We start from the raw sequence: 21,589 nt of genomic DNA, 5'->3' as shown, positions 1-21,589 counted from the left end.
GACGAACTCCGACACACCCTCCGGCCGCCCCGGCCCACCCCACCCCCCGGCGGCGGCACCCGGCTGGTCAGGTCGACGGTCGAACCTGTCGGGCCGGTCGGCGGCCAGCCCGGCGACCAGGTCCAGCTCGTACGCCGTCAGCATCGCCTCGAGCTGCTGCAGCCGCTGCAACTCCGCGGCCTTCTCCTCCGCCGACCGGGCGTGCACCGGCAGCGCGTCGGACAGCTGCACCGGCAGGATCCCCAGGCACACCGGCCGGCGGCTCCAGCGGGGCCACCGTCAGCCCCACCCCGAACCCGCTGCCGCCGAACACACCCCCAACCTAGGCCCGGGGTACGACACTTCCTCGCCCTGAGCAGCGAAGACACGGTGATCAGGAACGGTTGCCGGGGGCGGGATCGTGGACCGGCGAGCCCGTCGGGGCTCGAGGGCGCGGCATCCGGGCCGCCGACCGGGCTCGTGGGGACGGGCGACGGGCCGACAGGGGAGACGGCGTCCCGGAGCGACAGAGCGACAGGTCGACTGGCGTCCCTGTCGACAGGGCGACACGGAGACGAGTCGATCCATCGTGTCAGGGTCGATCCATCGCGTCAGGGTCGATCCATCGCGTCCGGACGGGTCCCGGGCGCGGCTCCGGCCAGCGCTCGCGGCCGCGCCCTGCGTCGCGCATACGTCGTCACCGGGACCTTCGACCCTGCCCGCACGGGGCGACGCCGCCCCTAACCTGTGCCGACAGTGGTCCCGCACGCCCGTGTGCGGCCGCTCGGCAGTGGACGGAGGGTGGCGGTGAGCGCAGTCGGGCACAGCCCCGAGATCCGGGTGTTCCTCCTCGACGACCACGAGGTGGTCCGGCGGGGCGTCGCCGACGTGCTGGAGAGCGACCCCGGGATCACGGTGGTCGGCGAGGCCAAGAACGCCGCCGAGGCGATCGCCCGCTGCCCCGCGCTGCGGCCGGACGTCGCCGTCCTCGACGTCCGGCTGCCCGACGGGGACGGCGTCTCGGTGTGCCGCGAGCTGCGGTCCCGGATGCCGGATCTCAAGGTGATCATGCTGACCAGCTACAGCGACGACGAGGCGCTGTTCGAGGCCATCATGGCCGGCGCCTCGGGCTACCTGCTCAAGCAGATCCTCGGCCAGGACCTGGTCAGCGGCGTCCGGGCCGTGGCCGCCGGTGGCTCGCTGCTCGACCCGACGGCCACCACCGCCGTGCTCGAGCGGCTGCGGCGCGCCGCCGAGCCGGCCGGCCCGCTGGCCAAGCTCAGCGACCAGGAGCGCACCGTCCTGGAGCTGATCGGCGAGGGGCTCACCAACCGCCAGATCGGCGAGCGGATGTTCCTCGCCGAGAAGACGGTCAAGAACTACGTCTCCCACCTGCTGGCCAAGCTGGGCCTGGAGCGCCGCACGCAGGCCGCCGTCCTCGCCACCGAGCTGCGCGGGGCCAGCCCTCCGTCCTCGCGGCAGGCCTGACCGGGCTCAGCGGCGCGGCGCCCACCACCGCAGCCGGGTGCCGCCCTCGGGGAGGGCCTGCACGCTCAGGCCGCCGCCGCGCCGCCGCGCGCGCACCTCGAGGTTGCGCAGCCCGCTGCGGGCCGCGCGGGGCTCGATGCCCCGGCCGTCGTCGACCACCTCCAGGACCACCTCGTCGGCGACGTCGACGGTGACGGTGACGTGCCCGGCGCCGGAGTGCCGCGCTGCGTTGCTGACCGCCTCGCGGGTCACCGCCTCGATGTCGGCGGCCAGCTCGCCGGTGACCGGGTCGTCGACCGTGCCGGACATGCGCACCGTCGGGTGCAGGTCTCGGCCGGCGGTCTCGGTGACGATGTCGAGGACCCTGCGGCGCAGGCCCGGATCGGTGTCGTCGTTGGTGTGCAGGTCGAAGATCGTCGTCCGGATGTCGCGGACGGTCTCGTCGAGCTGGTGGACCACCTCCCGGATGCGCCGCTGCGCGTCAGGGTCGGCGATCCTCGGCAGCACCGACTGCAGGCCCAGCCCCGAGGCGAACACCCGCTGGATGACGTGGTCGTGCAGGTCCTGGGCGATGCGGTCGCGGTCGGCGTAGACGTCGAGCTGCCGCGCCAGCCGCTGGCGGGCGGCCATGTCCAGCGCGGCGGCGATCTGGTCGGCGAACGAGGCGAGCAGCGGCGGCAGGGTCTCTGCGAAGGCGGGCGCCCCCGCGCGGCGCGTGGCGACGAGGACGACGTCCTGCGCGCTGCTCGAGGGCAGCCGGACGCCGATGCACGGCCCCCGCGACACCTCGGCGGCCGGACCGGGGAGGTCGAGCCCCGCCGCGTCGAGCATGACGACCGAGCCGGCCGCCGCGGTGGCCGCCAGGACCGTGTTGTCGCGGGCGGTGAGCCGGACCTCGCCGCCGTCCGCACCGGTCTCCCCGGCCTGCGCCCGGACGACGTGGCACCCGTCGTCCGGCTCGGGACCGGTGAGCACCCACGCCGCCTCGGCGCTGGTCAGCTCGGCGACCCGCGCGGCGATCAGGCCGAAGGCCTCGGAGGGAGAGGAGGCGCTGAGCAGGCAGGCGCGGACGTCGGAGACCGCGGCCGTCCAGCGGCGCCGGACCTCGCCCTCCTCGTACAGGCGGGCGTTGTCGATCGCGATGCCGGCAGCCCCCGCCAGCGCGGTGAGCACGGCCTCGTCCTCGGCGGAGAACTCGCCGGTCCGCTTCTCGGTCATGTACAGGTTGCCGAACGCCTCACCCCGCACCAGGACCGGCACCCCCAGGAAGGACCGCATCTGCGGGTGGTGCGGAGGGAAGCCGACGGAGGCGGGGTGGCGGCTCAGGTCGGGGATCCGCAGCGGGTGCGGCTCGGTGATGAGCTGCCCCAGCACGCCCTTGTCCTCGGGCAGCGACCCCATCCGCGCGGCCAGCCCGTCGTCGATGCCCACGTGGATGAAGGCCGCCAGCCCGCCGCTGGGGGCCAGCACGCCCAGCGCTCCGTAGCGGGCGTCGACGAGGTCGGCCGCGGCCTCCACGATCCGGTGCAGGGTCGACTCCAGGTCCAGGCCGGTCGAGACGCTGAGGAAGGCGTCGAGCAGGTGGTGCACCCGGGCCTGGCTGCGGGTGACCTCGGCCAGCCGCTCCTGCACCTCCTCGAGCAGCGCGGTCACGCGCGTGCCGCCTGGCGGGGACCCCCCGGTCCCGGGCGGCCGCGGCGGGTCGGACGGCTCAGGCGACATGGCGCGGACCCCCTTCCCGCCGATCCGAGACTGCCACGTCCGGATCGGGAAGGGAAGGCGCTCCGAGCCGGTCAGGCGGGGTCGGCGACCGCGGGGAGCACGGCCGTGGGGGAGGCGGCCGCGTCCCTCGCCGGTACCGCCCGCCAGCCCTGCACCAGGGCCATGCCGACGGTGACGTAGCGGCGGTCGGGCCGGCGCCCCGGGGTCGTCCACGGCAGCCGGTCGAGGACGGCGACCTCGTCGCGGTCGGTGACCGACCGGGAGGGACCGACGACGGTGACCGTCCAGCCGGTGCCCGCGTGCTCGTCGAAGCGGTCCACCTCGAACGCGACCACCGTGCCGCGCGTCCCCGGCAGCAGGGAGCTGCCCGTCCGCACCGGGATCACCACCCGGCCGTCGTGTACGTGGAACGCCACCGGCTGGATGGCCGGGAGCGCGTCGCGGGTGAACGCGAGCCGGCCGATCCGGACGGTGCCGATGAGCGCACGGCACTCCGGCTCGGCGAGCAGCTCGACGACGCGGTCAGTGTCCGTGGTGTGCACGGTGTCCTCTCGGGGCCGTGGTGGGGGCTGCGCCCTCGGGGGACGGCGGCCGCAGCAGGTGGTCGGCGCCTCCCACTCTCGGCGCGCGGCGGACGCGGGGCTCAGGGACCGAGGTCCCGAGCGGAACGGCCGACCGTCCTCGGGATGCCCGCCGCCGGACCGCTCAGGTCAGCGCGACCGCGCTGCGGACAGCGCCCCGCGGCGGGGGGACCAGCGGCCGACGCACCGGGACCACCAGGACCGGGCAGGCGGCCGCGCCGGCCAGCGCGGTGGTGAGGACGGCCGGTGAGGCCGGCGGGCGTCCGACCACCAGCAGGTCCGCGGTGGAGGACGCGGCCAGCAGGGCCTCGGCGGGATCGCCGTGCCGCACGTCCACCGTGATCGGGACGCCGGGATGGCCCTCCCGGCGCGGGCCGAGGTACTGCTCGACGAGGTGTCGCTCGGCCGCGTCGACCGCGGCGCGGTGGCGGTCCTCCCCGGCTCCGGGCACCTCCCGCCGGCGGGTCCAGGTGTGCACCACCCGCAGCGAGGTGCTGCGCAGGCACGCGGCCAGCACGGCGGCGTCGAGCAGGTCGGCGGTGCCCGCCCCGCCGTCCACCCCGACCACGACCCCGGACCCGGGGGCCGGCAGCGGCCGGTCGATGAGCACCGGGCAGGCCGCGCGCCGCAGCAGCGCCGCCGTCGCGTCGTCGAGCCGTCCGGTCGTACCGCCCCCGACGACGAGCAGCTCGGCCCGCCGGGACTCGTCGGCCAGCACCAGGTCGGCCGGTCCGTCGCGGACGACGACGGTCACCGAGCCGGCCGGCAGCGCCGCGGCCGCCGCGGCGCGGGCCTGCTCCAGCCCGGGCCCGGCCGGGACCTCCGCCCGCGACGGGACGGCCTGCACGATGCGCACCGGCAGCAACCGCCGGGCGGCCTCCTCCGCCGCCGTGCGGGCGGCCGTGGTCGCCGCGGTGGAGCCGTCGACGCCGACGACGACGGGTCGGAACCGGCTGGTGCCGGCCCGCTCGTCCGCCGGCGGCGCGGAAGGGGAGGGGGGACGGGGGGACGGGGACATGGGGAGCTCCCTCGGTCGACGGTGCTCCGCCAGCTTCGGCCCGACCGGGGTCCGAGGTCCTCGGTCGGGGGTCCCGGAGAGCACGGACCAACGTCCCGCTCCCGCGCACACCCTGGGCTGCAGGCCGCGCCGGCACCCCGGTCGGCAGGTCCCAGCGCGGCGTCGGGTGCGCCGGTGTCCCAGCGCGGCTCCGGGTGCGCCGGCGGCCGGCAGCAGCGACCACAGCAGGTGCAGGCCGGCGTACACGGTGGCGGTGGCCAGCAGCGGCAGCGAGCCCACCCGCGCCAGGTCGACCGGGTGACGCTGCACCGCCCGGCAACAGTGGCCCGGGCCGGGGACGCGCAGCCCCGGCGCCGCGGGCTCGGCGACGCACGAGGTCGTGGGGGGAGTCCACACCGTCCGGTCCCGGAGCGCTCAGGGTCCCCCGGCCCCCGCCGAGGGGCGAACCGGGACCTCGGTCCCCGGCCGGGCACCGACGGAGGTCGGTGTCCGGACGCCGCGCGTCCCCCGAGGCTGGGGAGGCCCCGTCGGCGGCCGGCGCGACCGCGTGGCCCGAGCGGGCGACAGCGAGGACCGGTGCCGTGACCCAGCAGCACACGCCCTACCCGGTGCGGGTCGACGCGGCCGTGGACGCGCCGCTCTCCCGCTGGCTGTGGCTGGTCAAGTGGATCCTGCTGATCCCGCACGCGATCGTGCTCGCGCTGCTCTGGATCGCCTTCGTCGTGCTCACCGTGGTCGCCTGGTTCGCGATCCTGGTCACCGGCCGGTACCCGCGGGCCCTGTTCGACTTCGACGTGGGGGTGCTGCGGTGGAGCTGGCGGGTGCACTACTACGGCTACGCCGCCCTCGGCACCGACCGGTACCCGCCCTTCACGCTCGCCGACGTCCCGGACTACCCGGCGCGCCTCGACATCCCGTACCCGGAGCGGCTGTCCCGGGGCCTGGTGCTGGTCAAGTCCTGGTTGCTGGCGATCCCGCACCTGCTGGTGGTCGGCCTCTTCGCCGGCGGCGGCATCTGGCTGGCCGGCGGGGACGGGCCGGAGGACTCCGGCTGGGCCGCCGGCGGGCTCGTCGGCCTGCTGGTGCTCATCGCCGGGATCGTGCTGCTGTTCACCGGCCGCTATCCGCAGCCGCTCTTCGACTTCGTGCTCGGCATGGACCGCTGGGTGCTCCGGGTCGCGGCCTACGTGGCGCTGATGACCGACCGCTATCCGCCGTTCCGCCTCGACATGGGCGGCCCCGACCCGGCGTCGCTCCCCGCCGGTCCCGGCGGACCGCCGCCGCAGCCGTCAGCTCGGGCGTCCACCCCCACCGCGGGCTGGGGCGCGGGCCGGGTGGCCGCGGTCGTCGTCGGCGCGGTGCTGCTGCTCGCCTCGACCGGCCTGCTCGCCGGCGGTGCGGGGCTGGCCTGGGCGGACACGACCCAGCGCGAGGACGGCTACGTCTGGACGCCGACCGAGGACCTCAGCACCGAGCGGTACGCGCTGGTCACCGACGCGATCACGCTGGACACCGCGGGCGACGAGTGGCTGGTCGACGACGTCCTCGGCGACGCCCGGCTCCAGGTCACCGCGGAGGACCCGTCGACGGAGCTGTTCCTCGGCGTGGCGCCCAGCACCGACGTGGACCGGTACCTGGGCGGCGTCGGCCGGCGCGTGGTCGACGAGGTCGGTCCCCAGCTCGGCACGGGCGGCGAGGAGCGGCGCGGCGGCCCGCCGGCGCAGCCCCCGGGCGAGCTGGACATCTGGACCGCGCAGGCGCAGGGCTCGGGCACCCAGACGCTCACCTGGACGCCGGCCGACGGCGACTGGACCGTCGTGGTCCTGCGCGCCGACGGCTCGGCGGGCCTGGACGTCGAGGCGCGCGCCGGCATGACCGCACCGGGACTGCCGTGGCTGTGGGGCGGCCTGCTCGTCCTCGGCGGGCTGTTCCTCATGGTCGGCGTCCTGCTCGTGGCGCTCGCCGTGCAGCGCGCGCAGGCCGGTCCGGCCGGGGGCGTGCCCGCCGCACCGGAGCCGCCGCCCGTGCCGGCCGCCGGCCCGCCGGCACCTCCGCCGGCCCCGCCCGCGCCGGGCGCCGGCCCTCCGCCGGCCCCGCCGGCGCCGCGCACCGAGCCGGCGTCCGACCGCCCGATCGGCCCCGTCCCCGGGACCGAGCGGTGACCCGCCGCGGCCCCCGGGACTGACCGCCCGCCGAGGCTGACCGCCCGCCGGGCCGGCCCCGCTCAGCCGGCCCGGTCGGCGGCCTCCCGCAGCCAGCCGGCGACCTCGTCGTCCACCTCCGCCGGGTCGTGCACCTCCAGGTGGTGCACCCACTGCTCGCCGGTGGGGTGGACGACCTCCTTCCACCGCGGGGAGCCGTCCTGCCGGCCGAGCGCCACGGTGAGCACCACCTCGGCGGTGGGCGAGCGCAGGTAGCGGCCCGGACGCCACAGCCAGGCGAACCCGCGCCGACGGCGGAAGCCGACCTGGCTGGCGGTCACCCGGACCTCGGCCGCCCCGGCCTCGTCCACCGCCGCGGCCACCCGCTCGTACACCGCCAGGCCCAGCGGTGAGCCGGCGAAGAACTCCTCGGGTGTCGCGGTCCCCAGGGCCCGCTGCTTCGGTGTCACATCACGAGGTGCGCGTGCTCGCCCGTGGCCTGCTCGACGTCCTCGGTGGCGGTGCGCAGCAGCCGGCGGCCGAGGTCGGTCAGGGCCCGGGCGACGGCGATCTCGTCGCCGATCTCGGGGACGTCGGTGTCGCTGGGGCTCAGCCGGGCGAAGCCGACGCCGACCATCCGGTCGCCGTCCCCCCTGTCCAGCCGGGCGACGGCCCGGGTGTGCCCGTCGTGCTCCCCGATCTCGACGCCCACGGTCCAGGTCTTGGTCGTGTCCACTGCGGGGCCTCCGTTCCGGTCGGTCGTCGTCCAGGGGCCGACTCTGACGCCCGGGAGCCGGGGGTGGGGCAGGTCCGAAGGCGCGACAGGGAGGGACTTCGGGCCCGCGCGGGTCCTGCCGGGGAGGAGCACACACGGCCGCCCCGGTCCGGCAGACCGCGCACCCCGTGAGTCACCACGCGCCGGGGCACGGACGGCGACGGGACCGGCCGCGTCCGGGACCGCTGTCCGGCGCCCGACCACGCTGGGAGCATCTCCTCGCTCCCAACCGGGTCCCCCCCCCCCCCCCCCCCCCGGGGGAGCGCATCCCGGCCCGAGGAGGCCGACGTGCCCATCGACGCGACCACCGCCCGCTTCCTGGAGGACTTCGGCGGCGAGGTGGTGCACCCCGACGACCAGGGCTTCGCCGCGGCCCGTGCGGCGGCCGTCTGGAACGGCGACATCACCCGGCAGCCGGCGCTGATCGCCCGGCCGCGGACGGCGGCGGAGGTCGCCGCCGCCGTCACCGCCGCCCGGCGCAGTGGGCTGGACCTCACCGTGCGCGGGGGAGGGCACAGCGCTCCTGGCAACTGCGTGGCCGACCGTGCACTCATGATCGACCTGTCCTCGCTGGACGGGGTCTCGGTCGACCCGGCCGCCCGGCGGGCCACCGTCGGCGGCGGCGCCTCGTGGGCCCCGGTCGACGCTGCCACCACCGCACACGGGCTGGCCGTGGTCGGCGGGACCGTCAGCCACACCGGTGTCGCCGGGCTGACGCTGGGCGGGGGGATGGGCTGGTTGACCCGGCGGCAGGGGCTGAGCTGCGACAACCTGCTGCAGGCCACCGTGGTGACCGCCGACGGCCGCATCGTGACCGCGTCGGAGCGGGAGCACCCCGACCTGTTCTGGGGGCTGCGTGGCGCCGGCGCCAACTTCGGTGTCGTCACGGAGTTCGTCTTCGCGCTGTCCGAGACCGACCCGATGGCAGACCTCGGCCTGTTCTTCTGGGCCGTCGAGGACGCCCGCGAGCCGCTGCGCGCCGTTCGCGAGTACCTCACCGACCTGCCCGCGAGCCTCGGCGCGCTCATGGCGGGGCTGGCCGTCCCCGCCGCGCCGTTCATCCCCGCCGAGCACCACGGGCGCACGGCCCTCGGCGTGATGGTCGCCGGCTGGGGGAACCCCGAGGCCCACGCGGCCGCCGTCGCGCCGCTGCGAGATCTGCACCCGCTGGTCGAGTTCACGACCCCGATCCCGTACACCGCACTGCAGCAGATGCTGGACGACACCTCCCACTGGGGGGTGCACGCCTACGAGAAGGGACTCGACCTCGACGACCTCCCGGACGGCGCCGTCGACGCGCTCCTCGAGTGGCTGCCCCGCAAGACCGCCGTCGACTCCTTCGTGCCGGTCGTCCCGCTGGGCGGCCGGTACGCCGAGATCCCCGACGACGCGACCGCCTACACCGGCCGGCGGTCGGCCCGCTGGGCGCTGTCGGCCGTGGCGCAGACCGAGGACACCGCGACCATGGCGGCCGACCGGGAGTGGGCACGCGCCACGTGGCAGGCGCTGCGCCCGTTCGCGGGCAGCGACCGGGCCTACGTCAACTTCCTCGGGGAGGCCGACGAGGCCCGTGTGCGGGCCGCCTACGGCGAGGAGAAGTACCGGCGCCTGGCCGCGCTCAAGGCCGAGTGGGACCCGGACAACGTCTTCCGGCACAACGCCAACATCCCGCCGGCCCCGGTGTCCCTGCCCTCGCCACGGGGAGCGACCTCGCCGGGGGTGACCGCCCCGACGCCGTGACCCCGGCGTCCCGCGCGTTTGTGCTGCTGGTGCGCGGCCTACCAGGCTGAGGGGAACCCCGACCGCCCGGAGGCACCATGAGCAGCACAGGCACGGACACCACGGTGGACATCACCGCGACGCCGGAGTGGGCGGCGCTGGCCGAGCACCACCGCGCCATCGCCGGCCGGCACCTGCGCGACCTGTTCGCCGAGGACCCCGATCGGGGACGGCGCATGGCCGCGCGCGCGGGTGACCTGTACCTGGACTGGTCGAAGCACCGGGTCACCGACGAGACGCTCCGGCTGCTGGTCGCCCTGGCCGAGCGGGCCGGGCTGCGCGAGCGGATCGACGAGATGTTCCGCGGCGGGCACGTCAACCCGACCGAGGACCGCGCCGTGCTGCACGTGGCGCTGCGCGCCCCGGCCGACCGGGACCTGGTCGTCGACGGGCAGGACGTGACCCGCGACGTGCACGCGGTGCTGGCGAGGATGCGGTCGTTCGCCGAGCGGGTGCGGTCGGGGGAGTGGGTCGGGCACACCGGCCGGCGCATCCGGAACGTCGTGAACATCGGCATCGGGGGCTCCGACCTCGGCCCGGCGATGGCCTACACGGCGCTGCGGGCCTACAGCGACCGCGACCTCACCGCGCGGTTCGTCTCCAACGTCGACCCCACCGACTTCGCCGAGGCCAGCCGTGACCTCGACCCGGCCGAGACGCTGTTCGTCGTCTGCTCGAAGACGTTCACCACGCTGGAGACGCTGACCAACGCCAAGGTCGCCCGGCAGTGGCTGCTCGACGGGCTGGGCGGGGACGAGTCGGCGGTGGCCAAGCACTTCGTCGCGGTGTCGACCAACACCGAGGCGGTGCGGGAGTTCGGCATCGATCCCGAGAACATGTTCGAGTTCTGGGACTGGGTGGGCGGCCGGTACTCCTTCACCTCGGCGATCGGGCTCTCGCTCATGGTCGCGATCGGCCCGGAGGCCTACGACGAGCTGCTCGCCGGCTTCGCCACCGTCGACGAGCACTTCCGGACGGCGCCGTTCGAGTCGAACCTGCCGGTGCTGCAGGGGCTGATCAACGTCTGGTACACGGACTTCTTCGGCGCCCAGACCCACGCCGTGCTGCCCTACAGCCAGTACCTCTCCCGGCTGCCGGCCTACCTGCAGCAGCTGACGATGGAGAGCAACGGCAAGTCGGTCCGGTGGGACGGGCAGCCGGTGACGAAGTCGACCGGCGAGGTCTACTGGGGCGAGCCGGGCACCAACGGCCAGCACGCCTTCCACCAGCTGCTGCACCAGGGGACGACGCTGGTGCCCGCGGACTTCATCGGCTTCGGCGAGCCCAACCACGACATCGGCGACATGCACGACCTGCTCATGGCCAACCTGTTCGCCCAGTCGGCGGTGCTGGCGTTCGGGAAGACCGCCGAGGAGGTGGCCGCCGACGGGACGCCGGCCGAGCTGGTGCCGCACAAGGTGATGCCCGGCAACCGGCCGTCGACGACGATCCTCGCGCGGAAGCTGACGCCTTCCACGCTGGGCCAGCTGGTGGCCCTCTACGAGCACACGGTCATGACCGAGGGCGTCATCTGGCAGATCGACTCGTTCGACCAGTGGGGGGTGGAGCTGGGCAAGGTCATGGCCCGCCAACTCGAGCCGGCGCTCACCTCCACCGAGGCGCCCGAGGTCGACCAGGACCCCTCGACGACGGCCCTGGTCGAGCACTACCGCCGGCTGCGCGGCCGGCCGGTCTGAGGGAGGACCCAGTCCCGCGGAACCGTCACCGGATCGACACGGGGCCGTCCCTTGCGGGCGGTCGGCGGCGGCGCGACCGTGGGAGGCGAGCCGGGCACCGCCCGGGTGCCGCGGCCGGCGGACACCCCGGAGGACCGCCATGTCCCGTGCACCGACGCTCCCGGTCGACCCCGTCGTCCTGCGGGAGCAGGTCAAGGAGAAGTACCGGGCGGTCGCCGCCGACCCGGCCGGCCCGTTCCACTTCCACACCGGCCGGGTGCTCGCCCGGCAGCTCCGCTACGACCAGGACGCCGTGGCCGCGCTCCCGGACCGCGCCGTCGAGTCCTTCGCGGGAGTGGCCGACCCGTTCGCGCTGCGCCGGCTCGAGCCCGGGGAGCGCGTCGTCGACGTGGGCTGCGGCGGCGGGCTCGACACGTTCCTCGCCGCCGGTCAGGTCGGCCCCGGTGGGCACGTCATCGGTGTGGACATGACCGTCGAGATGCTGGACAGGGCCACGGCCGTCGCGGCGGACATGGGCCTGACCCACGTGGAGTTCCGGTACGGGCTGGCCGAGGAGCTGCCGGTCGACGACGGGGCGGCCGACGTCGTCCTGTCCAACGGCGTGATCAACCTGTGCGCCGACAAGCGCGCCGCGCTCGGTGAGATCCGGCGCGTCCTCCGTCCTGGGGGCTGGTTCCAGTTCGCCGACATCGCCAACGGCCGGCCGGTGCCGGAGGAGGCGCTGCGCGACATCGACCTGTGGACCGGTTAGATCGCCGGCGGGCTGCCCCGTGCGGGCTGGCGTCAGGTGCTCGAGCATTCCGGCTTCACCGACATCGTGATCGGCGAGCCCGCCGACACGTTCGCCGGCGCGGGCGGGGAACCGAACGCGCGCGCCTACGAGGTGTTCGGCTTCCCGTTCCTGTGCCGCAGGCCCGCGCACGGCTGAGCGGGAACGCCGTGCCGGGGCGCGGGTGCCGCGGGACGGTCGCCGCGGTCAGCCGAGGTCGGCGGCCACCATCGGGACCAGGGTGAGGTGCGGGTTGTTCTGCTCGAGCACCCGCAGCGACCACTTGTCGGTGAACAGCGCCAGCAGCTGCCCGTCGGGGCGCTGCAGCACCTCGGCGCTGCGGACGGAGGCGAGCTCGGCGGCCGACGCCGCGTCGGTGACCCGGGCGAGGGTGTAGGGCAGCGGCTCCAGGGAGATCCGGGCGCCGAACTCGTGCTCCATCCGGTGGGCGGCCACCTCGAACTGCATCGGCCCGACCACGGCGAACACCGGGGCGCCGTCCCCGCGCCGCTCGGAGACCAGCACCTGGACGACGCCCTCGCCGGCCAGCGTCTCGACGCCCTTGCGGAACTGCTTGTAGCGGCTGGTGTCGGCGACCCGGGCGACCGCGAAGTGCTCGGGCGCGAAGGTCGTCACCGGGGGGTAGGTGACCGCCTGCCCGGCGTGGAGGGTGTCGCCGACCCCGAGCGCCGCGGCGTTCACCAGGCCGACGACGTCCCCGGGGTAGGCGGTCTCGATGGTCTCCCGGTCGCGGCCGAAGACCTGCTGGGCGTACTTGGTGGCGAACGGCCGGCCGGTGCGCGCGTTGGTGACGACCATGCCGCGCTCGAAGACGCCCGAGCAGACCCGGATGTAGGCCAGCCGGTCCCGGTGGCCGGTGTCCATCCCGGCCTGCACCTTGAAGACGAAGGCGCTGAACGGGGCGTCCAGCGGGTGCGGCCGGCCGGCGGCATCGGGTCGCGCGGTCGGCGCCGGAGCCAGGTCGACGAGGACGTCCAGCAACTGGCCGACGCCGAAGTTGGAGACGGCGGAGGCGAAGAGCACCGGCGTGGTGGCCCCGGCCAGGAACAGTTCCTGGTCGTGCTCGGCGCCGGTCTCGGCGAGCAGGTCGGACTCCTCGACCGCCTGCGCCCAGGCGTCGCCCTCGCGCCCGGCCGCCGCCTCGGCGGGGAGGACCTCCTCGGGCGCGACGGTGGCCCCGCCCGCGGTGCGGGTGAAGTGCCGGTAGGTGCCGTCGCGCCGGTCGAGGACGCCGCGGAAGTCGCCGGCGATGCCCACCGGCCAGGTCAGGGGCGTGGGGGTGAGGCCGGTGCGCTCGGTGATCTCGTCCATCAGCGCGAGCGGGTCCATGCCCGGCCGGTCCCACTTGTTCACGACGGTGACCACCGGGATGCCGCGGTGCTTGCAGACGGCGAACAGCTTCATCGTCTGCGCCTCGAGGCCCTTGGCGGCGTCGACGAGCATGACCGCGGCGTCGACCGCGGTCAGCACCCGGTAGGTGTCCTCGGAGAAGTCCGCGTGCCCGGGGGTGTCCAGCAGGTTCACCACGCAGCCGCGGTAGGCGAACTGGAGGGCCGCCGACGTGATCGAGATGCCGCGGTCGCGCTCCATGTCCATCCAGTCCGACACGGTGCCGCGCCGGCCGGCCTTGCCGTGCACCGCGCCGGCCGAGCCGATCACGCGCGCGTGCAGGGCCAGGGCCTCGGTGAGCGTCGACTTCCCGGCGTCCGGGTGGCTGATCACCGCGAACGTCCGCCGCCGGGCGGCCTCCCCGACGATCGGGTCGCCGGCCGGGCGTGCGGCAACGGGGGCCATGGGGGACGTGCTCACGGGAACTCCTGGGGACGCGCGCGGGACGGGGCGGCCGTTCCCGGACCGCTGACCTGCGGCAGACCGCGCGCAGTTCCGGGGTGCCCCTCCCCCCGACGTTACGGCACGCAGGAGTGCCGGGGGTGGGCCGTGCCGATCAGCGGAGTTCCTCGACCAGCCCGATGATGACGCCCTCGGGGCCGCGGACGTAGCAGTACCGGTAGACGTCCTCGTACTGCGCCACCTCGCCCACGAGCTCGGCGCCGTGGGCGCGCAGGCGGTCGAGGACGTCCTCGACGGCATCGACGGCGAACGTGAGGCGAGGGATGCCCGGGGTGTTCACCGGCGCCCTCGGGGCAGCGCTCGTGGCCGCCGGCGTGTGGAACGTCGACAGCTCGACCCGGCCGTGGCCGTCCGGGGTCCGCAGGAAGGCGAGGTCGGCTCGGACGCCGTCCAGCCCGACGAGCTGGTCCACCCACTCACCCTCGACCGCGGTCTCGCCCTCCAGTTCCAGGCCCAGTGCGACGAAGAACTCGATGGCAGCCGGGAGGTCGTCGACCACGACGCCGGCGTGGTCCATCCGGTAGACCGTCATGCCTCCGCAACGTAGGGGACCGAGGACCCGACCGGCGGCGTCCGGCCGACCGACGCACTCCGCTGCGGGCGCCGCGGAGTGCGTCGGTCGGACTCAGTCCCGCGCGAGCTCGGCGAAGGTGTCGGCCACCCAGTCGGCGATGAACGTGCTCACGTGCGGCAGGTGGTCCAGGCCGATGTGCTCGGTCGCGCCCTCCTCGGCGGTGAAGACGCGGAGCTCGCGCTTGGGCGAGTTGACCGCCTGCTCGTAGGAGCGGTGCGCCATCTCCAGCGGGATCTGCCGGTCGCCCGCGCCGTGGGCGATGAGGAACGGCACGGTGATGTGCTCGACGACGCCGTCGAGGTGGACGGCGTCGGCGAAGTCGAGGAAGGCGTCGAGGGAGTGCTCGTCGCCGTCCTTGCCCCACACCCAGAGCACGTGCTCCCAGTAGTGGGGGACCGGCCGCTCGCCCTCACGCTCCTTGCGGCGGCGCTGGACCGCGCCCCAGTCGTGGTTGGCGCCCCAGGCGACGCAGAGGGCGAAGCGCTTCTCGAACGCGGCGGCGCGGGGGGCGTAGTAGCCGCCGAGCGACCAGCCGACGATGCCGATCCGGGCGGGGTCGACGTCGGCGCGGGTCTCCAGCCAGTCGACGGCCGCGCCGGCCCAGACCTCGGTGTCGATGCACGCGGTCAGGCCCTGCAGCCGCAGCGCCTCACCGGTCCCGGGCTGGTCGAGCATCAGGCAGGAGATGCCGCGGGCGGCCAGCTCCTCCCAGTGGTTCGAGGAGTACATGTGCTCCTTGGTGGAGTCCAGGCCGTTGACCAGCACCATCACCGGCGCCGGTCCGTCCTCGGTGGCCGGGGCGGCGCTGAAGTAGGCCGGCAGCGTGGTGCCCTCGTACGGGATCTCGACGCGGGAGACGCGCGGGCTGTGCAGCTCGAACGCCTTCTGTGCCAGCTCCAGCAGCCGCGTGTAGGTGGGCACCCGGTTCGGGTCGGAGTGCGCCAGCATCCGCTCGGCCTGGGCCAGGTAGTTCGTGGCGCGGGAGTACAGCTGCCCGGCGGTGCGGGTGTGCCCGGCCTTCTCGGCCTCCTCGGCCTGGGCGACGAGCTGGTCGGTCAGCGCCGTCCACGCGCGCAGGAAGTCCGGCGTCCCGGCGTCCTCGCCGGCGTTGGCGGCGTCCTTGATCGGCCGGCACGCGCGGTCGACCTCGTCGATCAGGCCGCCGGAGTTCAGCGTCGCGACGACGCTGAGGTTCCAGGTGTAGGGGCCGGTGGGGAAGTACTCGAACACGGTGCGGTTCCTCTCGGGTGGTTCAGGAGGCGGCGCGGACGGCGTCGCTGATGCTCTTCACGCCGCCGTGGGCGGTCATCCCGCCGTCGACGGGGATCTCGGCACCGGTGATGAAGGAGGCCTCGTCGCTGAGGAGGAAGGCGACCAGCGGGGCGACCTCGTCGACGGTGCCGGTGCGGCCGAGCGGTGTCTCGGCGACGTTGGCGGCGCGGAACGCCGGGGCCGCCGAGGCGGTCATCGGCGTCTCGATGTAGCCGGGGTGCACGGTGTTGACCCGGATGCCGTGGGGGCCGAGCTCCAGGCACGCGGCCTTGGCCAGGCCGCGCAGCGCCCACTTCGACGCGGTGTAGGCGACCGGGAAGTGGCCGGTCAGCGCGGCGACCGAGCCGACGACGACCACCGACCCGCCGGCGGTCATCAGCGGGGTGAGCGCCTGGATTCCCAGCAGGGTGCCGGTGACGTTGACGTCGGCGACGCGGGTGAGGTCGGCCGGGTCGAGGTCGGCCAGCCGGGCCCGCCAGGTGACCCCGGCGTTGGCGACCAGCCCGTGGACGACGCCGTACCGGGCCCGCAGGTCGTCGGCGAGCGCGGCCCAGCCGTCGGCGTCCGTGACGTCGAGCTGCCGGTACTCCACGCCCGGCAGCTCCTCGGCCGGCTCGGGCTCCACGTCGCAGCCGATGACCGTCGCGCCCTCGGCCGCGAGCAGCCGGGCCTCCGCGGCGCCCTGTCCCTGGCCGGCGCCCGTGACGACGACGACCTCACCCCGCAGCCTCATGCCGGTCGCCTGCGCAGCCGCGGCCGCGGCCGGGCGGGGCGCACCGGGGGCAGTTCGAGGCCCTCGACGACGCGGTTGCGGATGGTGCCGATGCCCTCGACGCTCATCTCCACGACGTCGCCCGGCCGCAGCGGGGGAGGGGCGGCCTCGCCGCGGCGGCCCCACAGCTCGGCCAGGCAGCCGCCGTTGCCGCAGGTGCCCGAGCCCAGCACATCGCCGGCGCGGACCTCGGTGCCGCGGGAGGCGTAGCTGATCAGCTCCTCGAACGGCCAGCCCATGTTGCTCAGCAGGTCCTGGCCGACCTCCTCGTCGTTCACCGAGACCCGCAGGTCGAGGGCGAGGAAGCCGTCGTCGTCCCGGTAGGGCTCGAGCTCGTCGGCGGTGACCAGCCACGGGCCGAGGGTGGTGGCGGAGTCCTTGCCCTTGGCCGGGCCGAGCTTGACCGCCATCTCCCGGAACTGCAGGTCGCGGGCCGACCAGTCGTTGAGCACCGTGTAGCCGAAGACGTGGTCGCGGGCCTGCTCCGGCGTCAGCGACGCGCCGTCCCGGCCGACGACGACGGCCACCTCGAGCTCGAAGTCGAAGCGCTGCGAGCCGGGCGGGACGGCGACGTCGTCGAACGCGCCGACGAGCGCGTACGGGTTGGTGAAGTAGAAGGTCGGCGCCTGGTACCACTCCGGCGCGACCGCCTCGCCGCTGGGCGCGACCATCCCCTCGACGTGCTCCTCGAACGCGACGAAGTCGCGCACCGTCGGCGCCGCCAGCGGCGGCAGCAGCCGGACGTCGTCGATCGGCACGGCCGGCCGGTCCAGGGCGATCGTGCCGAGGTCGAGCGCGGCGGGGAGCCCCGCGCGGACGAGGTCGAGCACCGTCGTCCGCGCGGGGAGCTCGTGCAGTCCGGCGTCACTCACGACGCCGGCGCGGACCTGGCCGTCCGCCTCCCAGGTGGCGAACCGCATCACACCGGCGGGGCCACGAACAGGCCCTTGTCCGGGTCGTTGAACGACTTGGCGGCGACGAACTCGTTCATCGCGTTGGCCGTGCCCCACTGGTCGGAGACCTCGGGCCGGGTGAAGTCGTAGACGTGCGGGTGCCAGGTGTCCTCGTCGAGGACCTCGAGCTCGGTCGTGTACTCGACGGTGTTGCCGTGCGGGTCGAGGAAGTAGCTGAAGGTGTTGTTGCCGGCCATGTGCCGACCGGGGCCCCAGATCTTCTCCACGCCCGCGCGCAGCAGGCGGCCGGTGCCGCGCATGTACTCGTCGATGCCGCGCAGCTCGAAGCTCGCGTGGTGCAGCGACGGGTGCGGACCGCGGGCGATCGCCATCGAGTGGTGCCAGGCGTTGGTGCGCAGGAACCACATCATCGAGCCCATGCGTGGGTGCATCAGCGTGTCCGACAGCGAGAAGCCCAGGTGCCGGTCGTAGAAGGCGACGGTGGCCTCGGGGTCGGCGGAGTTGACCACCACGTGCGACAGGCGCACCGGGACCGACTCGCCCTCCTCGATCGGCCGGTGCTGCCGCACGGCGACGTCGGAGCTGATCTCGATCGTGCGGCCCTCGTTGTCGAAGAACCGGAAGCCGTAGCCGCCGCCGGGGGTCTGCAGCGTCCCCGGCTCGGTGACCAGCTGCACGCCGTCGGCCGCCAGCCGGCCGGCGAGGGCGTCGACGTCGGCGGCGTCCTCCGCCCCGAAGGAGATCAGGTCGATCCGCTTGTCGGCGGACTCCCGCAGCCGGACGACGTACTGCTCGGGGCTGCCCTCGGCGGCGAGGAAGGTGATGCCGGAGTCGGTGTGCTCCTCCTTCAGGCCCCAGGTGTTGGTGAAGAACTCGCGCTGGACGGCGAGGTCGGGCACGGCCAGGTCGACGTGCCGCAGGTGGGTGATCAGGCGCTGGGTCATGTCTGGTCCTCGGTTCGGCGCGAGATCTGCACAGTGGTCACCGTCACCCCTCTGATGGCGACCACCGTGCAGATCTGGCGGGCGGGGTGGGGGTTCACGCGGGCCGGCTGGTGAGCTGGGCGATGCGCCGCATCACCGCGGGGATGTCGCCCTGCACGTGGTCGAGCTGCCACTGGGCGACCTGGTTGGAGGCCTCGACGACGGTCGTGGCGCGCTCGAACCGGCGGGCGGTGAAGGCGTTCCACAGGTCGTCGTCGACCGCGTCGCGGGTGAGCAGCAGGTCGGTGAGGGCGTAGGCGTCCTCGAGCGCCTGCGCGCCGCCCTGGGCGATGGTGGGCGGGCAGGTGTGCGCGGCGTCGCCGATGAGCACGACCCGGCCGCGGTTCCAGGGCGCGGGGAGCACGTGGGTCTCGAACCAGGTGTAGTTGACCCGGGTCGGGTCGGTGAGCGTCTCCCGGATCTCGTCCCAGGGGCCGTGGTAGGCCTCCGAGAGCTCCCTCATCGTGGCCAGCTGCTGCTCGGGCGTCAGCGTCGAGCGGTCCTGGGCGGGTTCGACGATGTAGGCGTAGAGGCTGTCCTCGCCGGTGGGGCAGTAGCCGGCGATGAAGGAGGGCCCGCCGTAGAAGAGGTCGGTGCGGCTGACGCTCGCCGGCCGAGGGCCGAACACCCGCCAGATGCCCATGCCGACCGACCGGGTCTCCAGGTCGATGCCCAGCGCTCGCCGGGTCCAGGAGCGGACGCCGTCGGCACCGACGACCAGCTCGTAGCGGGCCCGCCGATCTCCGATCGCCCCGGTCTCCGAGCCGTCGGCGAAGGAGACGTCGACGCCCTCCGCGTCCTGGCGCAGCTCGGTGTGGGTCGTCCCGAAGCGGACCTTGACCCCGACCTCGGCGGCGCGGTCGACGAGGATCCGGGCCAGCTCGGGGCGGGACATGCCCATGGCGGCCGGGAGGTCGGGGCCGCCGGTCTTGGCGTCGGGGATCTCGGCGACCACCGTGCCGGCCGGGTCGGGGGCGCGGATGCCGGTGACGTCGAAGGCGTAGCCGCTGGCACGCACCCGGTCCCAGACGCCGAGTGTGCGCAGCTCGCGCAGCGCGTTGCCCTGCAGCGTGATGCCGGAGCCCAGCGCGGTGGTCTCGGGCTTGATCTCGACCAGGTCGACGGCGACGCCGGCCTCGGCGAGGCGGATGGCGGTGGCGGTGCCGGCCAGGCCGGCACCGACCACGAGGACCGAGTTCACGGCGGGCACGGTCGGCTCCCTCACTTGACGGCGATCGGGTTGACCGGGGCCCCGACGGCGCCGGTCACGGGCAGGGGGGCGGCGGTGAGGAAGAAGTCCCACCGGCCGTCGGCGGCGCAGTCGGCCGCGAGCGCGTCGAGGTCCCACATCTCGCCGATGAACAGGCCCATGTTCGGGATGGCGACCTGGTGCAGCGGCTGGAAGGCGACGTCGAACTCGTTGGGCCGCACCTCGAAGCCCCAGGTGTCGGTGGCGACGCCGGCGATCTCGGAGGCGTGCAGCCAGTCGGCGGTGGTGAACGACAGGCCGGGGGAGGCACCGCCGGCGTAGTCACCCCAGCCGCGTCCCTCGGCGATGTCGCGGCGGGCTCGCGCGAGCCGGCCGGTGCGCACGAGCAGGAGGTCGCCGCGGCCGACCCGGGCGCTCTCGCCCTGGGCGGCGATCGTCGCCTCCAGGTGCGCCGGTGTGATGGCGAACCCGTCGGGCAGTTCGCCGTCGGTGCCGATGGCGCGCCCGACGTCGAGCAGGACCCCGCGGCCGGCGATGAGCGAGGCGACGGTCTCGATACCGGTGACCGCGTCGCCCTCGCTGGTGACGACGTCGCCCGCGCGGCGGCCGTTCCAGGCCATCCCGTGGTCGAAGATGTGGCCGAGGCCGTCCCACTGGGTCGAGCACTGCAGTGGCATGAAGATGACGTCGTCGGCGCCGCCGATGCCGTGCGGGAAGCCCTGGGTGCCGCGCTCGGCGTCCACGCCGGTGTCGGTCATGGTGTGCACCGGGTTGGTGCGGCGCCGCCAGCCCTTCTGCGGGCCGTCCGTGTCGAAGGACTGGGCCAGCGAGAAGCTCGTCCCGCGGCGGACGAGGCGGGCGCCCTCGACGCGCTTGGCCTCGTCGAGGAAGTTCAGCGTGCCGAGGACGTCGTCGGCACCCCAGCGGCCCCAGTTCAAGCAGCGCTTCGCGGCGGCGGCGATGGCGCCCTCGGGGTCGGTGCGGTCCGGCGGCGGGACGTCGGCGGTGGTGCGGGTCACGCCGTCCACGGTCCGGGCTCATCGGGGTATCAGGGAAGACCGAAAGGGTGATGCCGGTCATCAACGACGTCTATAGGCTGCGCGACCGTGAACCTGGCCAACCTCGACCTCAACCTGCTGGTCTCGCTGGACGCGCTGCTCGACCAGCGCAGCGTCACGCGGGCGGCCCAGCAGCTGGGGCTCAGCCAGCCGGCGCTGTCGGCGTCCCTGGCGCGACTGCGCCGGCACTTCGGCGACGAGCTGCTCTCGAGGGTCGGCAACTCCTACCTGCTGACGCCGCTGGCTGCGCAGCTCAAGCCGCGGGTGCGACTGGCCCTCGACGGGGTGGAGCGGGTGTTCACCGCCCAGCCGGACTTCGACCCCGCCGAGTCGACCCGTGAGTTCTCCGTGCTGATCAGCGACTACGGCTGCGCCGTCCTCGGGGACACGCTGGCCCAGTTGCTGGAGGAGGAGGCGCCGGGGGCGCGGCTGCGGCTGGCGCACAACACCCCGGACGCGGTCGACCAGGCCCAGCAGACGCTGCTCAACACCGACCTGATGGTGCTGCCGCGCGGCTTCCTCTCGGACCTTCCCTACGCCGACCTCCACCGCGACCGGTGGGTGCTCGTCGTCTCCTCCGACAATGCCGAGGTGGGGGAGTCGCTCACCGTCGAGCACCTGCAGACGATGCCGTGGGTGGTCACCTACCACGGGCCGACAGCGTCCACCCCGGCCGCGCGGCAGATGCGGATGCTCGGCATCGAGCCCCGCGTCCAGGTGGTGACCGAGAGCTTCCTGACCGTGCCCGGGCTGGTGGCCGGCAGCGGCCGGATCGCGCTGCTGCAGGAGCGGCTGGTCCAGCTGCTGCCGCTGGACGCCGGCGTCCGGGCGCTGCCGCCGCCGTTCGACGTCGGGCCGCTGCTGGAGGCGATGTGGTGGCACCCGGTGTACGACCGGGACCCGGAGCACCAGTTCTTCCGGGGCCTGGTGTCGCGCGCCGCCCGGCAGGCGACCGACCCGGTCGAGTGAGGCATCAGCCGCGCCG

Annotated in this window: 18 protein-coding genes and 2 pseudogenes; 6 read left to right on the top strand and 14 right to left on the bottom strand. The window is 74.8% G+C overall.

Annotated elements, in window-relative coordinates:
* Positions 1-231: pseudogene (locus ACI79C_RS09065) on the bottom strand (HNH endonuclease); the annotation flags it as partial.
* A gap of 555 nt (positions 232-786) precedes the next feature.
* Here ACI79C_RS09065 and ACI79C_RS09060 point away from each other — a divergent pair.
* The gene (locus tag ACI79C_RS09060; RefSeq protein WP_456945306.1) at positions 787-1,467 is read left to right on the top strand and encodes a response regulator; all 681 of its coding nucleotides are present in this window, start codon (positions 787-789) and stop codon (positions 1,465-1,467) included.
* Between the two features lie 6 nt (positions 1,468-1,473).
* Here ACI79C_RS09060 and ACI79C_RS09055 read toward each other — a convergent pair whose 3' ends face one another.
* The 3 genes from ACI79C_RS09055 to ACI79C_RS09045 all read right to left on the bottom strand — a co-directional run bounded on the left by ACI79C_RS09055 (position 1,474) and on the right by ACI79C_RS09045 (position 4,788).
* The gene (locus ACI79C_RS09055; RefSeq protein ID WP_456945305.1) at positions 1,474-3,120 is read right to left on the bottom strand and encodes a GAF domain-containing protein; all 1,647 of its coding nucleotides are present in this window, start codon (positions 3,118-3,120) and stop codon (positions 1,474-1,476) included.
* Positions 3,121-3,260: 140 nt separating this feature from the next.
* Positions 3,261-3,731 (bottom strand): pyridoxamine 5'-phosphate oxidase family protein, encoded by a 471-nt coding sequence (locus ACI79C_RS09050; RefSeq protein ID WP_456945304.1) that lies wholly within the window; start codon positions 3,729-3,731, stop codon positions 3,261-3,263.
* A gap of 163 nt (positions 3,732-3,894) precedes the next feature.
* The gene (locus ACI79C_RS09045) at positions 3,895-4,788 is read right to left on the bottom strand and encodes a universal stress protein (RefSeq protein ID WP_456945303.1); all 894 of its coding nucleotides are present in this window, start codon (positions 4,786-4,788) and stop codon (positions 3,895-3,897) included.
* A gap of 581 nt (positions 4,789-5,369) precedes the next feature.
* Between ACI79C_RS09045 and ACI79C_RS09040 the strand changes: the two genes are divergently transcribed.
* Positions 5,370-6,950 carry a DUF4389 domain-containing protein gene (locus ACI79C_RS09040; RefSeq protein ID WP_456945302.1) on the top strand — a complete coding sequence of 527 codons (1,581 nt, stop codon included), beginning with the start codon at positions 5,370-5,372 and terminating at the stop codon, positions 6,948-6,950.
* A 62-nt stretch (positions 6,951-7,012) separates the two neighbouring features.
* Here the strand turns inward: ACI79C_RS09040 and ACI79C_RS09035 are convergent, their stop codons facing one another.
* Positions 7,013-7,399: a DUF5655 domain-containing protein gene (locus ACI79C_RS09035; RefSeq protein ID WP_456945301.1), complete on the bottom strand. Its 387-nt coding sequence runs from the start codon at positions 7,397-7,399 to the stop codon at positions 7,013-7,015.
* Positions 7,396-7,665 (bottom strand): DUF1876 domain-containing protein, encoded by a 270-nt coding sequence (locus tag ACI79C_RS09030; protein WP_456945300.1) that lies wholly within the window; start codon positions 7,663-7,665, stop codon positions 7,396-7,398. Before ACI79C_RS09030 ends, ACI79C_RS09035 begins: the two co-directional genes overlap by 4 nt.
* A 327-nt stretch (positions 7,666-7,992) precedes the next feature.
* Between ACI79C_RS09030 and ACI79C_RS09025 the strand changes: the two genes are divergently transcribed.
* The 3 genes and pseudogenes from ACI79C_RS09025 to ACI79C_RS09015 all read left to right on the top strand — a co-directional run bounded on the left by ACI79C_RS09025 (position 7,993) and on the right by ACI79C_RS09015 (position 12,108).
* Positions 7,993-9,444 (top strand): FAD-binding oxidoreductase, encoded by a 1,452-nt coding sequence (locus ACI79C_RS09025; protein ID WP_456945299.1) that lies wholly within the window; start codon positions 7,993-7,995, stop codon positions 9,442-9,444.
* 77 nt (positions 9,445-9,521) lie between these two features.
* A complete protein-coding gene (gene pgi, locus ACI79C_RS09020) occupies positions 9,522-11,180 on the top strand; it encodes a glucose-6-phosphate isomerase (RefSeq protein ID WP_456945298.1) in 1,659 nt (552 codons plus the stop codon).
* 139 nt (positions 11,181-11,319) lie between these two features.
* Positions 11,320-12,108, top strand: a pseudogene (locus ACI79C_RS09015) (methyltransferase domain-containing protein).
* A gap of 48 nt (positions 12,109-12,156) precedes the next feature.
* On the opposite strand, the gene ACI79C_RS09010 reads toward ACI79C_RS09015, so the two are convergent.
* The 8 genes from ACI79C_RS09010 to ACI79C_RS08975 form a co-directional block, all read right to left on the bottom strand.
* Positions 12,157-13,779, bottom strand: a complete 1,623-nt coding sequence (locus tag ACI79C_RS09010) for a peptide chain release factor 3 (protein ID WP_456945297.1) — start codon at positions 13,777-13,779, stop codon at positions 12,157-12,159.
* 136 nt (positions 13,780-13,915) lie between these two features.
* The gene (locus ACI79C_RS09005) at positions 13,916-14,353 is read right to left on the bottom strand and encodes a VOC family protein (protein ID WP_456945296.1); all 438 of its coding nucleotides are present in this window, start codon (positions 14,351-14,353) and stop codon (positions 13,916-13,918) included.
* Positions 14,354-14,446: 93 nt separating this feature from the next.
* The gene (locus ACI79C_RS09000; RefSeq protein WP_456945295.1) at positions 14,447-15,625 is read right to left on the bottom strand and encodes an alpha/beta hydrolase family protein; all 1,179 of its coding nucleotides are present in this window, start codon (positions 15,623-15,625) and stop codon (positions 14,447-14,449) included.
* Between the two features lie 22 nt (positions 15,626-15,647).
* On the bottom strand, positions 15,648-16,400 hold the full coding sequence (locus ACI79C_RS08995) for an SDR family NAD(P)-dependent oxidoreductase (RefSeq protein WP_456945294.1): 753 nt from the start codon (positions 16,398-16,400) through the stop codon (positions 15,648-15,650).
* Positions 16,397-17,311, bottom strand: a complete 915-nt coding sequence (locus ACI79C_RS08990; protein ID WP_456945293.1) for a fumarylacetoacetate hydrolase family protein — start codon at positions 17,309-17,311, stop codon at positions 16,397-16,399. Before ACI79C_RS08990 ends, ACI79C_RS08995 begins: the two co-directional genes overlap by 4 nt.
* Before the next feature lie 47 nt (positions 17,312-17,358).
* Positions 17,359-18,297 carry a VOC family protein gene (locus ACI79C_RS08985; protein ID WP_456945292.1) on the bottom strand — a complete coding sequence of 313 codons (939 nt, stop codon included), beginning with the start codon at positions 18,295-18,297 and terminating at the stop codon, positions 17,359-17,361.
* A gap of 94 nt (positions 18,298-18,391) precedes the next feature.
* On the bottom strand, positions 18,392-19,546 hold the full coding sequence (locus ACI79C_RS08980) for an FAD-dependent monooxygenase (RefSeq protein ID WP_456945291.1): 1,155 nt from the start codon (positions 19,544-19,546) through the stop codon (positions 18,392-18,394).
* Between the two features lie 11 nt (positions 19,547-19,557).
* Entirely contained in the window at positions 19,558-20,565 is a 1,008-nt protein-coding gene (locus ACI79C_RS08975) for a cyclase family protein (protein WP_456945290.1), read from the bottom strand.
* A gap of 87 nt (positions 20,566-20,652) precedes the next feature.
* Between ACI79C_RS08975 and ACI79C_RS08970 the strand changes: the two genes are divergently transcribed.
* The gene (locus ACI79C_RS08970) at positions 20,653-21,573 is read left to right on the top strand and encodes a LysR family transcriptional regulator (RefSeq protein WP_456945289.1); all 921 of its coding nucleotides are present in this window, start codon (positions 20,653-20,655) and stop codon (positions 21,571-21,573) included.
* Positions 21,574-21,589: the final 16 nt, after the last annotated feature.

The sequence above is a fragment of the Geodermatophilus sp. SYSU D00697 genome (assembly GCF_054050175.1).
The sequence above is the reverse complement of the archived record's forward strand: the minus strand, read 5'-3'. Positions and strand labels throughout refer to the sequence as shown.

Excerpts from the sequence above, each read along its gene's own strand:
- ACI79C_RS09045 (WP_456945303.1), bottom strand. The coding sequence starts at position 4,788 with ATGTCCCCGTCCCCCCGTCCCCCCTCCCCTTCCGCGCCGCCGGCGGAC.
- pgi (WP_456945298.1), top strand. The coding sequence starts at position 9,522 with ATGAGCAGCACAGGCACGGACACCACGGTGGACATCACCGCGACGCCG.
- ACI79C_RS09005 (WP_456945296.1), bottom strand. The coding sequence starts at position 14,353 with ATGACGGTCTACCGGATGGACCACGCCGGCGTCGTGGTCGACGACCTC.
- ACI79C_RS08995 (WP_456945294.1), bottom strand. The coding sequence starts at position 16,400 with ATGAGGCTGCGGGGTGAGGTCGTCGTCGTCACGGGCGCCGGCCAGGGA.
- ACI79C_RS08985 (WP_456945292.1), bottom strand. The coding sequence starts at position 18,297 with ATGACCCAGCGCCTGATCACCCACCTGCGGCACGTCGACCTGGCCGTG.